This window comes from Clostridium thermopalmarium DSM 5974 (genome assembly GCF_002995795.1).
In the GTDB taxonomy this organism is placed as follows: Bacteria; Bacillota; Clostridia; order Clostridiales; family Clostridiaceae; genus Clostridium_H; species Clostridium_H thermopalmarium.
This window is the reverse complement of record NZ_PVXN01000065.1, coordinates 1-15,575: the sequence shown is the minus strand read 5'-3', so window position 1 is coordinate 15,575 and position 15,575 is coordinate 1. Positions and strand designations below refer to the sequence as shown.

Here is a 15,575-nt window from a genome sequence, read left to right as displayed (position 1 = left end):
CATAGTGCGATTATGGAGGGTTAATATGTTGAAAGACGGTATAATATTAAAAGGGAATAAAGATGGTTTAAATGTAGTAATTGACATGAATAAATTTGAAAATTTTGATGATATGATGGAGGATTTTGTACAAAGGTTAACCCTTGGTAAAAAGTTTTATAGGGATGCAAGTATAAAAATAACAACACAGCTAAATGAGTTTAATGAAAAGCAGATAATCATGTTGAAAAATATTTTATTCGACGAATTTCTGATTAAAGATTGCATTTTTGAGGAAATAGAAGAAATAAAAAATAAAACTTTTCTAGGAGTATATGAAGGAAGAACAAAGTTTTATCGTAAAACTTTAAGGAGTGGACAAGTTATTAGATATCCAGGAAATATAGTTATAATTGGAGATGTAAATCCAGGCTCAGAAGTTTATGCTGGAGGAAATATAATTGTTTTAGGTAATTTAAAAGGAAATGTCCATGCTGGAAATTCTGGCAATACGAAGGCCATTATATCTGCTTTTAGACTTCAGCCAAAGATTCTTCAGATAGCAAATGTAATGACACGAGCTCCAGAAGATGATGAAAAACCTTATTACCCTGAAGTTGCAAAAATAAAAGATGGCACTATAATAGTAGAACCATATTTACCTAATAAATTTGTATAATGGAGGAAAAGATTATGAGTGAAGCTATAGTAATAACATCAGGAAAAGGTGGAGTTGGGAAAACCACAACCACTGCTAATATCGGTACTGCCATTGCATCACTTGGAAAAAAGGTAGTTGTAGTAGATGGAGATACAGGACTTAGAAATTTAGATGTACTTATGGGTCTTGAAAATAGAATTGTATTTACTCTTCTTGATGTAGTAGAAGAAAGATGCAGAGTTAAGCAAGCTCTTATTAAAGATAAGAGATTTCCTAATTTGTTCCTGCTTCCTACTGCTCAGACAAGGGACAAAAATGAAGTTAGCCCTGAGCAGATGTTAAATTTAACAAAAGAGTTAAAGGAAGAATTTGATTATATACTTATTGATTGTCCAGCAGGAATTGAACAAGGATTTGAAAACGCAATTATAGGAGCTGATAGGGCACTTGTAGTTGTTAATCCAGAGGTAACATCTGTTAGAGATGCTGATAGAGTTATTGGAAAATTAGATGCAAGAGGGCTCGAAAATCATCAATTAATTGTAAATCGCTTAAGCTATGATATGGTAAAAAGAGGAGATATGCTTGATGTAAATGACATTTTAGATAGTTTAGCTATTAAGCTTATAGGAATAGTTCCAGTAGATGAAGAAATAACCATAGCTACAAATAAGGGAGAACCGGTAGTGCTAAATGATAAGGCTATATCAGGACAAGCGTTTACAAATATAGCAAAGAGAATTTTAGGAGAAAATGTGCCTTTTATAAACTTGAGTGCTAACGAAACAGGTTTTTTAGCTTCGCTAAAAAAAATATTTAAGCGCAGATAAGGAGGAAATTATATGGATTTATTCAAATTGTTTTCAAGTAAACCTTCCTCTAAAGAAGTAGCTAAAGACAGACTTAAGCTAATTTTAATTCATGATAGATCAAATGTCTCTCCAGAACTTTTAGAGATGATGAAAAACGATATATTAAATGTAATTTCAAAATATGTAATAATTGATAATAGTGAAGTTGATGTAAGACTTACGAGAGCAGATGAAGTAGAATGCAGTTCTCCAGCCCTTGTAGCTAGTATACCTATAAAAAAGATGAAAGAAAGATAAGCGTACATACAACATTTAACAAAAAGCTATGTATAAAATATAGATTTGTGCATAGCTTTTTGTTGTTTATATGATATAATTTTCTTTGTATGGAGGGATTATAGTGCTGAAAAATTTTAAGATAAGCAAAAAACTACTAAGGCAGCTGGATTATAGTATAATAATTATATCGGTACTTATAGTTTTATTTAGTTGTTTAAATATATATAGCGCTACATTTAGAAATGTAGGCATATATTATGCTAAACTTCAATTTATATGGATGATTATGGGGCTTTTTGTGATATATTTAATATTATTAGTGGATTATGCCATAATAGGTAATTATGCAAGCATTATATATTGGGCAGGTATAATACTGCTTGTGCTAAACAACTTTGTTTTAGGAAGTGTTCATAAGGGAGCTAAGGGGTGGATAGGAATAGGATCCCGTGCTATACAGCCTTCTGAGTTCGCTAAACTAGGTATGATAGTTATGTTAGCTAAGCTTATAGATGATATGGAGGGAAAAGTAAATGAACCTAGAAACTTCTTTAAGCTAGCATTTTATGCTGCACTACCTATGATTCTTATAGTAATACAGCCAGATATGGGTATGACTATGGTTACATTTTTTATAGCTCTAGGCATATTTTTTATAGCAGGATTGGACTTAAGAGTAATTTTTGGTGGACTTGCTGGGATAGTAGTTCTTATAGTAGTAATATGGAACTCTCCACTTATGAAAGATTATTGGAAAGGTAGACTTCTTTCTTTTATAAATCCAGAAGCTCATGTGCAAGGACTAGGTTTTCAGCTTAGTCAATCTATTATGGGAATAGGATCTGGTAAAATTTTAGGGTCAGGTTTTACTAAGGGACTTCAAGTTGCAGGAAATAATGTTCCGGAAGCTCATACTGATTTTATATTTGCAGTAGTTGGAGAAGAATGGGGATTAATAGGAGCTTTAATGTTACTATTTTTATATGGATTATTGCTTTATAAATTCATAAAGATTGCAAAAGGATCTAAAGATTTGTTTGGCTCTATAATAGCAGTGGGTGTTATTTCCACATTTCTATTTTCAATATTTCAAAATATAGGTATGACAATTGGACTTATGCCAATTACAGGAATAACATTGCCGCTTATGAGCTATGGGGGAAGTTCTATTTTATCTAATTTTATGTCTATAGGATTAGTTTTGAATGTAGGCATGCGAAGGAAAAAAATTAATTTTTAGGGGGAATTTTAATGAAAATAGCACTAATAGCACATGATAATATGAAAAACGAAATGATTGAGTTAGTAGAAAGATACAAGGAAGTTTTTAAAAATCATGAATTATATGGTACAGGTACTACAGGAACGCGTATTAATGAGAAAACTGGGCTAGAGGTTAATAGATTTTTATCTGGTCCTTTAGGAGGAGACCAACAGATTGGAGCAAGGGTTGCCACAGGAGATATGGATATGGTTATTTTTTTAAGAGATCCATTAACAGCTCAACCTCATGAACCAGATGTTTCTGCACTTTTAAGAATATGTGATGTTCATGGTGTACCACTTGCAACAAATGTAGGTTCTGCAGAAGTATTTATAAAAGCACTTTCATGTAAAAGATAATATATCTCCTCTAGATTACATAAAAATAAAGCTATTGAACTTTCCTAGTTCAATAGCTTTATTTTTATTTTTTTGTATAATAAGTATGGAGAAAATTGTGGGATTTCTTGCTGTAAGGCTCTCCTAAAAATTCTTCATATAGTTTTAGAACATATGGATTGTCATGAGATTTTCTTATGGACTTGGTAGCATCATCTCTATACAAAGCTTCTGCTCTTTTCTTAAGAATTTCTGTATTACCTTGTATATAAGGCTGACCTCCACCGCCTATACATCCACCAGGACATGCCATTATTTCTATAATGTGATAATTTGCTTCATTGTTGCGTATCATTTCTAAAAGTTTTCGGGCATTTCCAAGACCGTTGGCTATGGCTATATTTATATCCATATCATTGATTTTTATAGTAGATTCACCAAAAGGAGAATCAAAATTTTCATCTTTCAAGGAAGCAAAATCAATACCTGATTCTTTAATCATTTTAGCAAGCTCTCTTGTAGTAAGGACAATATCCACGTCTTTTATTCCATTAGTTTGCATTTCAGGTCTTGCAGCTTCATATTTTTTAGCAAGACATGGCATTATAGAAACTACAACAATGTTCTCAGGATTTATATTCATCTTTTCAGCAAAATATGTTTTGGCCATAGTTCCAAACATCTGTTGAGGAGACTTACAGGTTGAAGGAACGTCCATAAGATCATTAAAATCGTGTTCAAAAAAGTTTATCCATCCAGGACAACAGCTAGTTAGCATAGGAAGTCTACCATTGTTTTGCAATCTATGCATAAATTCTGTAGCTTCCTCAACTATGGTTAAATCTGCAGCAAAGTTAGTATCAAAAACTTTGTCAAATCCTAAAATTCTTAATGCAGATACTAGTTTTCCGGTGACTATAGTTCCTGCTTCAAATCCAAATTCTTCTCCTATGGTGGCTCTTACAGCAGGGGCAATCTGTGCAATAACTATCTTATCATCACTGTTTATGGCATCCCAAACTTTAGAGGTATAATCTACTTCAGTTAAAGCTCCAGTTGGACATATGGACACACATTGTCCACAAAATATACAGTTAGTTTCAGCTATAGGAAGATTAAAAGGTGAACTTATAATTGTTTTGAAACCTCTGTTTATGGCAGATAGCATATTTACTGTTTGAACTTTGCTGCACATAGTTTCACATCTTCTACATAGAATACATTTACTAGGATCTCTTGTTATAGCATAACTTGAATCATCCTTAGGGTAAGAAGATACTTCTCCAGTGTATTTTATTTCTCTAATTCCAAGTTCACAAGCTATTTTTTGAAGTTCACAATGCATATTTTTATCACATAGTAAACAATCCTGTGGATGATCTGACAGCAGCAGTTCTACTAAGTTTTACGAGCTTTTATAGCTCTTATAGAATTGGTATTTACTTTCATTCCGTTTTCTACAGGAGTGGAACAAGCAGGAGCAAGTTTTTGTCTTCCTTCTACTTCAACCATGCATACTCTACAGGAACTAGGATGGTTGATAGTTATATCATCTTGAAGTTTTATATGGCATAAAGTAGGAATCTTAATATTAAGTTTTTTGGCAGCTTCTAAAATGGTTGTGCCTTCTTCTACTTGAACTTTTCTATTATTTATATTTAAAGTAACTAAACTCAAAATAATCACCAACCTTTTACTTTTTTATAATGGCTCCAATAGGGCACATAGTTATACAAGTTCCGCATTTAATACATTTATCAGTATCAATAAAGTGCTTTTCTTTAAGCTCTCCAGATATACATAGTGCTGGACAATTTCTTGCACATTTGGTACATCCTATACATTTATCTGTAATTTCAAAGGTCAATAAAGATCTGCATACCAAAGCAGGACAGTGTTTATCTTTAACATGGGCTAGGTATTCATCTGGGAAATATCGCATGCTGCTTAAAACTGGATTTGGAGCAGTTTGTCCAAGGCCGCAAAGCGAGGTATTCTTAATGGTTTCTGCTAATTCCTTTAAAGAAAGTAAATCTTCCTCTGTACCTTCATTAGTGTATTTTTGAAAACTTAATATTCTTAAATTTAACTAATTAGTAGAATGAACGAATTTTATAAGAATACTTGGTAAAAATACTAGTATAATTCTATTAAGATTACGATAAAAACTGAGGAGGATAAAATATGCAAAAATACGTGTGTATACCATGTGGATATATATATGATCCAGAAAAGGGAGATCCAGATAACGGAATTGAACCAGGCACAGTCTTTGAAGATATTCCAGATGATTGGGTGTGTCCTATATGCGGAGTGGGAAAAGATCAATTTGAACCGATAGATGAGTAACATAAAATATCTTACTTAAGCTTTAGAAAGAAAACTATTCTCTTCTAAAGCTTATTTTTTTACTCAAATAATAGAAAAACAAAATTTATAATATGCATTAGTTGCACATCCTTTTTTTAAGAATATTATATTAATGTGTTATATGACTTTCTTAGAAGTAAAAAAACAGGGGGGCAAAGTATATGTTAGGTGAAAATCCTACTAATTCAGTAGGCAGCAACAGTGAAGTCGCTCAATGTTATTTAAGATGTGAATCGGAGATAGTAGACTCAGCTATTTTAAATGAATGTAAAAATCAATATTATATTCCTATGGGACGTACAGGTCCATTAATAGCTAAAGTTCCAGTAGTCTTATCTGAGCTAGAAGTACAAATTGATGTAGAATCAGAGATAAAGTTACAAGAAGCAGCTTTAGATATTAAAACTATAGATAAACATGTTTATCTTACTCAGTGCAAGCTTATACCTTATACAAATAAACTTTTTATAGCAGGATATGTTCAAAAAAATATACAATTTTCAACTATTAATTGTTCTAATGAAACAAGTGTAAGCGGCAATATAAAACATACTACAGTTAATATTCCATTTAAATGTGTGACAAGAATCAAATTTTCAAAAGAACCTATTTATGGAAAGGAGTATAAAGAAAGGTTAAGCTCTTTAGATAAAGATATGCTTAGTAAAAATCAACAAGAAGATTCATGGATTTACTACAGTAAACCATATGAACCAGTTTACTGTGAATTAGAGCAGGCAAGAATATTAGAAACAGATTTTTTAAATGATCAACGTCAGTATTACAATAAGGATTCTAATGAAAAAACTATTCAAGAAATAATTGAGAAAATGGTTATATATATTAGATTAAAAGTACTGCAAAATCAACAAGTATGTATTCCAGAGCCTAATGGGGATGTGCTAATAGTAGAAAGGCGTGATAAGGATAAAGATGATAGATATATAGATGATGATAAATATATAGATATAGAAGTTGGATTTGATCCTGAAAGAGGAATGATTGGAAGGGAAGTCTCTATTTATAAGCATGATGAAGAATAGCACAATTTAAAATGATGGGCATGAGAAAGTAGCAAATTTTGTATTTATGAATACTATATTATTAGGTGTGAAGCTTTAAGATTAGCCTAGCTAATTTTAAAGTTTCATATACTAAAGAGTATAAAGGGAGATGAAATAATGATTATAAATAATTCTGCAAATGATTTTCAATGTAATCAACAGGATGCATGTGAATCTGCAGTTATTAGACCAGTTACTTTATGTGAATGCGATAGTGAATGCTTTAAACCTATGGGGCATAAAGGCCCAATGGTAGTTAAAGTTCCAGTTGTGCTATCAGAATGTAAAGTGCAAATAGATGTAGAGGCAGATATTAGATTAGAGCAGCCTGCATTTGATATAAAAACAATAGATAAAAAAGTATGCTTAACTCAATGCTATCTAGTACCTCACACAAATAAATTATTCCTTAGAGGATATATTCAAAAGAATATTCAATATTCTACTGTAGGATGTGTCAGCGAAGATAGCATAAGTGGTAATGTACAACACACTACTGTTAATGTTCCTTTCCACTGCTGTACAGCTATTAAGTTGGATAGGTATCCTATATACGGAAAATCTGTAAAAGAAAGATTGACACCTATAGATGATACTATGATTTGCCCAAGTGATGAGGAAGATTCTTGGATGCACTACAATAGATATCATGAACCTGTTTTCTGTGAATTGGAATGGGTAAAAATTTTGGAATCAGATATTTATGATCGTGATAGACGTTGTGCTGAAGAATTTACAGAGCAAAATTGTTTCCGTAGATTCACTGAAAAAATGGTAGTTTATATGGGCATTAAAGTATTGCAAAATCAACAAGTATGCATTCCAAAACCAGATTATAAAGAATGCGATTATGATGAAGAAGATAAATGTGATAAATTTGACGAATATGAATATGATAAATGTATGCCAGAAAAATATTAATAAGTTTCTGTAACCGTTAAGTAAATTAATCATATAATATTAGAAGGGTTGGCACTTTTTCAAAGTCAAAGAATATACAATGATTGAAAATATTAAAAGTAGACTAGCTATCTATAAAATTGATAATAAAAGTGCTACCCTCCAAAAGTTTAAAAATTAGATACGCTAGGATAATAGAGGGGGATTTTATATTTATGAAAGTTTATTATGACTATGAAGATAAACGCGATTATGAAAAATGTGGTTGTCGTGAGGAAAAGAAATACTACAAAAAAGATTATGATAAATGCGATTATTATGACAAATCATGCTGTGATGAGCACAAGTATGAAAAATGCTATCAAAAAAATCCATGCCCTTATCCAATAATTTTTGAATGTGCTCAAGGTACAGGGGCAACAATACCAGGAACTGCTGCAGATACAGCACGTTTCGAGCCTAGATCACTAGGATGTGTTACTATTGACACAACTTGTTTAAAAAATCCAGTAGTATTATTCAATTTCAGTGCTATTATAAGGCATATAAATCTTGATAATGTAGCTGTTCCAACTAGATTAACTTTTGCATTATTCAAACAATGTGAAAACGGCGATGAAATACAATGTGGAACTTGGGACTATGTAATCGACTTTAATGATACTCGTGAACAGATTACTAATTCCTATAGTTTTAGCCACTGCGAATGTAATAGCTGCCCAGGATGCTGCACTTACACGGTCAAGATAATTGCAGCCGTAAATGTAGATGTTGATAATATTCTTGATGTAAGCAATTCAACTCTTTCAGTTTTTGCTAAATCAGCTTGTTAAGTAATGTGAATTTTCTTCTGCGTTAGAAATTATATTCTAACGGAAGTTGAAATATAAGGAAACCTCTATTATGAGGTTTCCTTGAAATTTATAGCACCAATAATGGGGAGGATATTATATGTCAAAAAAACACAAACATAATCATAATGACTATGATGATAAAGTGTATGAAATGGAAAGTTTGACATCAGAGCAGAAATTAGCTGCAGTTATTATAATTTTAAAAGCATTAATTGAAAAAATCAAAGAAAACAGCATGAAAATAAAAGAAGTTCCAATGGATGGTATAGATTTAAAGAAGGAATATAATACATCAGATACATATGAAAATAATGAAGAGTCTCATGATGTAGAAGTCATAGAACAAATAGATGAAACAAACTCTATAAATAACTCAAATAAACTTTATGATATTGAAAATGCTGTAGAAGAAGATAACAAAAATGATCTAGAAGATATGGCTTATGAAATCATACCAAGTTCAAAGGTTATATCTTGTGAAAGCACTACCATTGAGCTAGCCAAGAGCCAGACACTAAATAGTAATTTATCATTTAAATCGGCAGTAGCTAAAGTACCTATTATTTTGTCAGAATTTGAGATACAGATTTTTATAGAAGCACTTATAAAGTTTCCAGAACCTGTTTTTCAGGTAAAATCCTTAGAAAAAAATGTTTTTTTAAGTAAATGTGATTTAATTCCAAGTACAGACAAATTATTTATAGAAGGTTTTTTAAAGGAAGATATAGAATATGCTACTGCAAGTAATATTAGAACACACACAATTAGTGGAGATGTAAAAAAAGCTACTTTCAATATTCCTTTACAATGTTCCACAAGGGTTTCTTTTGCAGTTCCACCAATACTGCGAGAAAATCTTTCAATGATAGAATTAGAAGTTATCAATTCTGGCAAAAGTAGTGCAAATATAGTTGAAAAAGATTATGGATATTTTGAATTTTTTAATGAAAAAATTTATTGCAAATTAAACGAAATAAAAATAATGGAAACAAACATAAAAGAAAGTGTAAGTATTTTACAGGATACATTAGAAGGCGCTGAAATTTTTAAAGATATGCGTAAAAAAGCAATATTATCTTTAAAACTTAGCTTAATTCAGAATCAAGAAGTATTTAATGAGTAACAAAGGGCATTTAAACTAGAGTTAAAACAATATTAGAAGTTAAGGGGTTTAGAACAAATAAAAATCTAAACTTCCTAAACTTCTAATTTTTTAATATAAAGACTCTAAAAATATAGTTAAATGGAGTAAATCTAAAGAAGCTTTATATCCTATATATATTATAATAGCTTCTATTATGATTATAAAAATTAATAAAAACAGTAGTTTAAAAAATAGAGAAGAAAATTTATTTTTTAACATAAAGGTCTCCTAAAAATTACTATATATTATTTTATGCTAAAAAGGTAAGTTGTATATATTAAGTAAGTGACATATATTCCAAAATAAGGTATAATAGAATAAATTAGGTAAGCGAGGTGATAAATATGACACAATACGAAAAATCCAACATAGTACTTATGGTTCAAAGTGCTCATGTAGTATTTTGTTATTATAATATTTCTCCTATGACTATAAAAGAATTCGAGGATATTTATGGACAAGACTCTTGGAGGAATTCTAAGCCTATCTTAAAGGTTTATGAAGTAAAAGATGGAATTACAAAAGAGATAGAAACAATACATTTGGATAGTTTTGCAGATAATTGGTACATTAATTTAAAAGAATCTAATTTAAATGTATTTGTAAAGCTTGGAAGGCTTTTGCCTACAGGAAAACTTGTATTTATCGCTGCTTCAAATAATGTAACTACTCCAAGGGATACAGAATCAGAAAATATAGAGGTGCATTATATAAATATAAGGGGGAATAGACTTGACTAAAGGATATGTTTCGCTAGTACTTCACAGCCACATGCCATTTATAAGACATAAAGAAGTGAATGATGCTCTTGAAGAAAGATGGTTATTCGAGGCTATGAGTGAATGCTATATACCATTAATTGAAGTATACGATGGTTTAATAAAAGATAATATAAAATTTAAAATTACTATGTCCATAACACCGCCTCTTATGTCTATGCTAGAGGATGAATATTTAAACAATAGATATCTACAATATTTAAAAAAGTCCATAGAGCTATCAGAAAAGGAGATTGTTCGGACGAAGGAGGATAAGGAATTACAGAAACTAGCTATTTTTTATAATAATAGGTTTAAAAAGATATTATCTATATATAAGTCTTATGACTATAGACTTATGAATGCATTTAAAAAATTTGATAAACTTGGATGCTTAGAAATAATAACTTGTTCAGCTACTCATGCTCTTCTTCCTCTTATAAGTATAAATCCAGAGGCTGTAAGAGCTCAAATTGCTACGGCTGTGAAATCTTATACAGATTGTATAGGACATGAACCAAAAGGCATATGGCTTCCAGAATGTGCTTATGATTATTTTTTAGATGATATATTAAAAGAATATGGAATAGAGTATTTTATTTCTGAAAGTAAAGCTGTATTACATGCTGAACCTAGGCCTAGATATGGAACTTATGCTCCTATTGCTACTTCTAATGGAATATGTACCTTTGGTAGAGATATGGAATCATCAAGGCAGGTTTGGAGCAGTTTCATGGGATATCCAGGAGATTTTAATTATAGAGAGTTTTATAGGGATTTAGGATATGATGCACCTATGGAATATATAGCTCCATACATAAATAAATCAGGAATAAGAGTTGATACTGGAATAAAATATTATAAAATAACTGGAAAGACAGATTTTAAAGAGTACTATAACAGAGAAAATGCTATAAAAAAGGTTAAAGAGCACGCGGCTCATTTTGCAGAAGAAAGGAACTATCAAATAGTCTCTTTACATCAGGACATGGGGGTTAAACCTATAATAGTTTGTCCTTATGATACAGAATTATACGGGCATTGGTGGTTTGAAGGACCAGATTTTATAAATGAATTTATAAGAAAAAGTTCAGAAGATTGGATATATTATGAGCTCACTACTCCAGGAGAATATTTAGAAAAGTATCCCGTGGTTCAATGCTGCAGACCATGCCCATCAAGTTGGGGAGAAAATAGCGATTATTCAGTATGGCTAAATCCATCAAATCACTGGGTATATAGGGATCTTCATAAATGTGAGCAAAAAATGATAAGACTTTCAAATACTTATTCAAATCCAAGAGAGCTTGAAGAAAGCGCTTTAAATCAAGCTGCAAGGGAACTTATGTTAGCGGAAGCTTCTGATTGGCCTTTTATAATAAAGAATAATACCACTGTAGAATATGCAGTGAAAAGAATAAATACTCATGTAGATAGGTTTAACAAATTATATGAACAGATAACGAAAGACTCAATAGATGAAAGGTGGCTTTCTAGCATAGAAGAATTAGATAATATCTTTCCTAACATGGACTACAGAATATATATGTCTAGGTAAATTGCGAAGCATCCTTTCGCAATTTTTCTTTTTATTTTATTAAATATAAACTATAATAGTTTTTATAGAATACATATTAGATTAAATATATCATTTAGATTAAAACTGGTTGAAAAGGAGAGCATATGAACAGAGGAATTTTTGATTTAAAAACATATATTTTAGATAATGGACTTAAATTAGTAACAATAAAAAAGGATACCCAGCTAGCAGCTATTCATGTAGGAGTTAAGATAGGATCAATATATGAAAAAAAGGAAGAAAAAGGTATAGCACATTTTGTTGAACACATGATGTTCAAAGGAACCAAAAATAGGGATAATGAAGAATTGAATGAAGAGTTGGAACAAAGAGCAGGGGAGTATAATGCTTATACGGATTATGATTGCACAGTATACAGTATAACTGCTTTAAATGATGAGGTAGAGGAATCTTTAAAGCTGCTTTCTGACATGCTCATAAATTCAACTTTTCCAGAGGAAGAGATAGAAAAGGAAAGAGGAGTAATTTTAGCAGAAATAAGAACAGGTAAAGATGATATTGAAGATTATAGCTATAGGAAGACTATGGAGAATGCTTTTAAAAATAGTTCTATAAAGATAGATACAATTGGAAAGGAAAGTACAGTTAAATCTTTTACAAGGGAGCGGTTGTTTAATTTTTATAAAACTTATTATGTACCTAATAATACATATATAAGCATAGTTTCTCCACAGGAACATGATGATATATTTAACCTAGTTAATAAATATTTTTCTCATTGGAAAAGAGGAGAATTTGTTAGAGAGAATGTAATAGTAGAGGATAATATACCTACAAAAATTGTTTCGTATAAAAAGGATATTGAGCAGAGCACTATAGTGTATTTATATACTTTTCATAATTTAAGTAAGCAGGAGGAACTTGCTCTTAGAATACTTAATTATAAGTTGGGGGAAAGTGCTAACTCCATATTATTTAGAAAGTTAAGAGAAGAAAGAGGACTAGCTTATGATATTTATTCTGATTTAAATACTACAAAATCTGTAAAACTTATGAGCATATATACTGCTGTCAATGAAGAAGATGTAAAAGAGGCTCTAAAAATAATAAACAATATTATATATGATATAAATAATGAGATAATAGTTTTAGATAATAATAATATAAATCTAATGAAAAAGGTTTTAAAAACGGCAGTAGCAGGAACATTGGAAGATTCTACTCAGCTTTCAAACTATATACTTCATCAGATCATAGATGAAGAAGATGTATATGAATTTGTAGATGATATAAACAATATGGAAAAGATAAAAAGTGAAGATATATATAAAGTAGCAAGAAAGGTTTTAAAGAATCCAACAGTACACATATTACTTCGAGAAAAGAGTGGTAGGTAGTGGAAAAGACTATAAGTAGGATAGAAGTACAAAAAAAAGATAAAAGTAGAGTTAATATATTTATAGATGAAGAATTTGCATTTGCATGTAGTGCAGACTTGGTTTATTATTATAGTTTGGAAAAGGGGAAAAAAATAGATTTAGGCTTGTTACAAGACATAGTTGAAGAAGATAATTATCTAAAAGGTAAAAATTATGCTCTTAAGATAATTGAAAGAAGCTATAAAAGTGAAAAAGAGATAGAAGATAAGCTTTTTAATAAAGGGTACGGAGAAAAAGCCGTTACTAGAATAATAGCTTTCCTTAAAAAATATAATTTCATAAATGATGAAAAATATGCAGAAACATTTATAAAAGAAAAGCTTTCTTGTAATGGGAAAAATAAAATAAAATATCTTCTTTTAAAAAAAGGTATAAGTGAAGATATTATACAAAATAAACTTAACAGCATTAAAGAAGATGATGAAAAGGCCTGTGCTTTTAAATTAGCAGAGAAAAAGTATGTTTTTTTAATTAAATCGGAAAGTAATTTAGAAAAAATATATAAGAAATTGGGACATTATTTAGTAAGTAGGGGTTATGATTTTGACGTAGTAAAAAGCACATTAGACAAAGTAATAAAAAGAGAGGATTTATTTTTACATAATTTAGAGCAAGAAGATTGCTCAAAAGAGGAAGACGACTTAGAAGTGCTTAAAACTTTAGCGGAAAAAAGGTATAATATACTAATTAAATCAGAAAGAGATTCTGAAAAGCTCTATAGAAAGCTAAGCCAGTATCTCATTAGAAGAGGATATAAATGGGAGTATATTAAAAAAGTATTAAAGGAAATATGGAGCAATGAATAAGATAATGGAAGTTATAGTACAAAATCCGATAGATATAGGATTGATAATAATTTTTTTATATCCTATCGTAAAGGGGTTTTTATTTAAATTTTCATCAAAAAATTTAAAAAATGATATAGAGGATGCATCAAGCTATAGTGCTTTTATAATAGGTTCTATATCAGGAGTATCTCTATCTAAAGGAATATTTATTAATCGGAATAGGGAAGTATATAAAAAAATATATCACTGTATTCCAGATAGTATTATATCTTTGATACAGAATAGACCTATGTTTATTTATATAGTAATTATGCCTATTACTATATTTATAATATATAAAATAGTAGAAATAACTATAGGAATTGTAAATAGGATTACTATATATCCCCTATTAGATAGAATTGAAACTTGGATGAGAGAGAAAAGCAGTTGCACAAAGAGAATTCTAGGGTCTTTATTTCAATTTCCTAAAGCAGTATGTTATGTATTACTTAGCACCTTTGTATTAAATTTACTTACAATGGCAGACATAAGTGAGGATTATAATAAAAGTTTACAAAGATCAATGGTATATGAATTTTTGAGCAACGAAATAGTAAGTCCTATAACAAATTCCAATTTTGCAAAGCAACTTCCTAATATAATTAATGATTCTTTTAAGATAGTAGTAAAGAATGATTTAGAAAAACAAGCCAATAATTCAAGTGGTACTATTGTCTATTATAACGGCATAACTCTAGAAGAGGGGCTTAAATCAAATGAAGAAATAGATAATTTTGCTAGAAATCTGGTAAAAGATAAAAAGACAACTAGAGCAAAGGCGAAGGCCATTTATGAATGGATTGGCAAGAATGTTGAATATGATTATGATAAAGTAGAAAAAATACTAAATAATGATTTTAGCATAAAATCTGGAGCTATTAATACTTACTATACAAGAAAAGGGATTTGCTTTGATTACGCATGCCTTTATTCTGTCATGGCAAAGGCAAATGGAATTAAAGTAAGAATTATTACAGGAGAAGGTTTTAACGGTACATCTTGGGTTAGTCATGCATGGAATCAAGTTTACATTGAAGAAGAGGAACGTTGGATAAATGTAGATACTACTTTTTATAAAGGTGGAAATTATTTTGATAGTACTATATTTAAACTTGACCATAGAAATGAGAAAATAGCAGCTTAATTTTTAATAAGGAGGTTTTGGCTTAGGCAAAGCCTTCTTATTAAAATTGTTAAAGGATAAGTATTAAAATTACAGAGATTTCGCATCTAATTTCCAGTAAAGCTTTTTTCTTTATAGGAAATTAGATTTTTTCTATTTTATTGAAATTTTGGAAGGGAAAAAGGCCGTAGGCCATGTATATAGATACACCTTCCCCCTC

15 protein-coding genes and 2 pseudogenes are annotated in these 15,575 nt (G+C 30.2%); 15 read left to right on the top strand and 2 right to left on the bottom strand.

The window, feature by feature from the left end; all coding sequences use genetic code 11:
* The first annotated feature begins 25 nt into the window (after window positions 1-25).
* From minC to mgsA, 5 genes are all read left to right on the top strand, one after another.
* The gene (minC, locus tag CPAL_RS12275; RefSeq protein WP_061857141.1) at window positions 26-658 is read left to right on the top strand and encodes a septum site-determining protein MinC; all 633 of its coding nucleotides are present in this window, start codon (window positions 26-28) and stop codon (window positions 656-658) included.
* A gap of 14 nt (window positions 659-672) precedes the next feature.
* Window positions 673-1,470, top strand: coding sequence for a septum site-determining protein MinD (minD, locus tag CPAL_RS12270; protein ID WP_061857140.1), 798 nt, complete (start codon window positions 673-675; stop codon window positions 1,468-1,470).
* A 12-nt stretch (window positions 1,471-1,482) separates the two neighbouring features.
* Window positions 1,483-1,749 carry a cell division topological specificity factor MinE gene (minE, locus tag CPAL_RS12265; RefSeq protein ID WP_061857139.1) on the top strand — a complete coding sequence of 89 codons (267 nt, stop codon included), beginning with the start codon at window positions 1,483-1,485 and terminating at the stop codon, window positions 1,747-1,749.
* Window positions 1,750-1,852: 103 nt separating this feature from the next.
* On the top strand, window positions 1,853-2,971 hold the full coding sequence (rodA, locus tag CPAL_RS12260) for a rod shape-determining protein RodA (RefSeq protein ID WP_106024741.1): 1,119 nt from the start codon (window positions 1,853-1,855) through the stop codon (window positions 2,969-2,971).
* 11 nt (window positions 2,972-2,982) lie between these two features.
* Window positions 2,983-3,354, top strand: coding sequence for a methylglyoxal synthase (gene mgsA, locus CPAL_RS12255; protein ID WP_061857137.1), 372 nt, complete (start codon window positions 2,983-2,985; stop codon window positions 3,352-3,354).
* Between the two features lie 64 nt (window positions 3,355-3,418).
* Here mgsA and CPAL_RS12250 read toward each other — a convergent pair.
* Window positions 3,419-5,010 (bottom strand): annotated as a pseudogene (locus tag CPAL_RS12250) ([Fe-Fe] hydrogenase large subunit C-terminal domain-containing protein).
* A 16-nt stretch (window positions 5,011-5,026) separates the two neighbouring features.
* Window positions 5,027-5,419, bottom strand: a pseudogene (locus tag CPAL_RS12245) (DUF362 domain-containing protein); the annotation flags it as partial.
* 98 nt (window positions 5,420-5,517) lie between these two features.
* On the opposite strand from CPAL_RS12245, the gene rd reads away from it, so the two are divergent.
* The 10 genes from rd (at window position 5,518) to CPAL_RS12195 (ending at window position 15,376) form a co-directional block, all read left to right on the top strand.
* Complete coding sequence (rd, locus tag CPAL_RS12240; RefSeq protein ID WP_061857135.1) at window positions 5,518-5,682, top strand: rubredoxin; 165 nt, start codon at window positions 5,518-5,520, stop codon at window positions 5,680-5,682.
* A gap of 182 nt (window positions 5,683-5,864) precedes the next feature.
* A complete protein-coding gene (locus CPAL_RS12235) occupies window positions 5,865-6,746 on the top strand; it encodes a CsxC family protein (RefSeq protein ID WP_061857134.1) in 882 nt (293 codons plus the stop codon).
* 93 nt (window positions 6,747-6,839) lie between these two features.
* On the top strand, window positions 6,840-7,688 hold the full coding sequence (locus tag CPAL_RS12230) for a CsxC family protein (protein WP_479723145.1): 849 nt from the start codon (window positions 6,840-6,842) through the stop codon (window positions 7,686-7,688).
* A gap of 194 nt (window positions 7,689-7,882) precedes the next feature.
* Entirely contained in the window at window positions 7,883-8,500 is a 618-nt protein-coding gene (locus CPAL_RS12225; RefSeq protein WP_061857132.1) for a DUF4489 domain-containing protein, read from the top strand.
* Window positions 8,501-8,618: 118 nt separating this feature from the next.
* On the top strand, window positions 8,619-9,644 hold the full coding sequence (locus tag CPAL_RS12220; protein ID WP_061857131.1) for a CsxC family protein: 1,026 nt from the start codon (window positions 8,619-8,621) through the stop codon (window positions 9,642-9,644).
* Window positions 9,645-10,009: 365 nt separating this feature from the next.
* On the top strand, window positions 10,010-10,405 hold the full coding sequence (locus CPAL_RS12215; RefSeq protein ID WP_082787794.1) for a DUF4912 domain-containing protein: 396 nt from the start codon (window positions 10,010-10,012) through the stop codon (window positions 10,403-10,405).
* Entirely contained in the window at window positions 10,398-11,981 is a 1,584-nt protein-coding gene (locus CPAL_RS12210) for a glycoside hydrolase family 57 protein (RefSeq protein ID WP_106024740.1), read from the top strand. The genes CPAL_RS12215 and CPAL_RS12210 overlap by 8 nt, the downstream gene beginning before the upstream one ends.
* Before the next feature lie 125 nt (window positions 11,982-12,106).
* A complete protein-coding gene (locus tag CPAL_RS12205) occupies window positions 12,107-13,360 on the top strand; it encodes a M16 family metallopeptidase (protein ID WP_061857129.1) in 1,254 nt (417 codons plus the stop codon).
* Window positions 13,360-14,208 (top strand): recombination regulator RecX, encoded by an 849-nt coding sequence (recX, locus tag CPAL_RS12200; protein WP_106024739.1) that lies wholly within the window; start codon window positions 13,360-13,362, stop codon window positions 14,206-14,208. The genes CPAL_RS12205 and recX overlap by 1 nt, the downstream gene beginning before the upstream one ends.
* Entirely contained in the window at window positions 14,201-15,376 is a 1,176-nt protein-coding gene (locus tag CPAL_RS12195) for a transglutaminase domain-containing protein (RefSeq protein ID WP_242976323.1), read from the top strand. The genes recX and CPAL_RS12195 overlap by 8 nt, the downstream gene beginning before the upstream one ends.
* The last annotated feature ends 199 nt before the right edge of the window (window positions 15,377-15,575 follow it).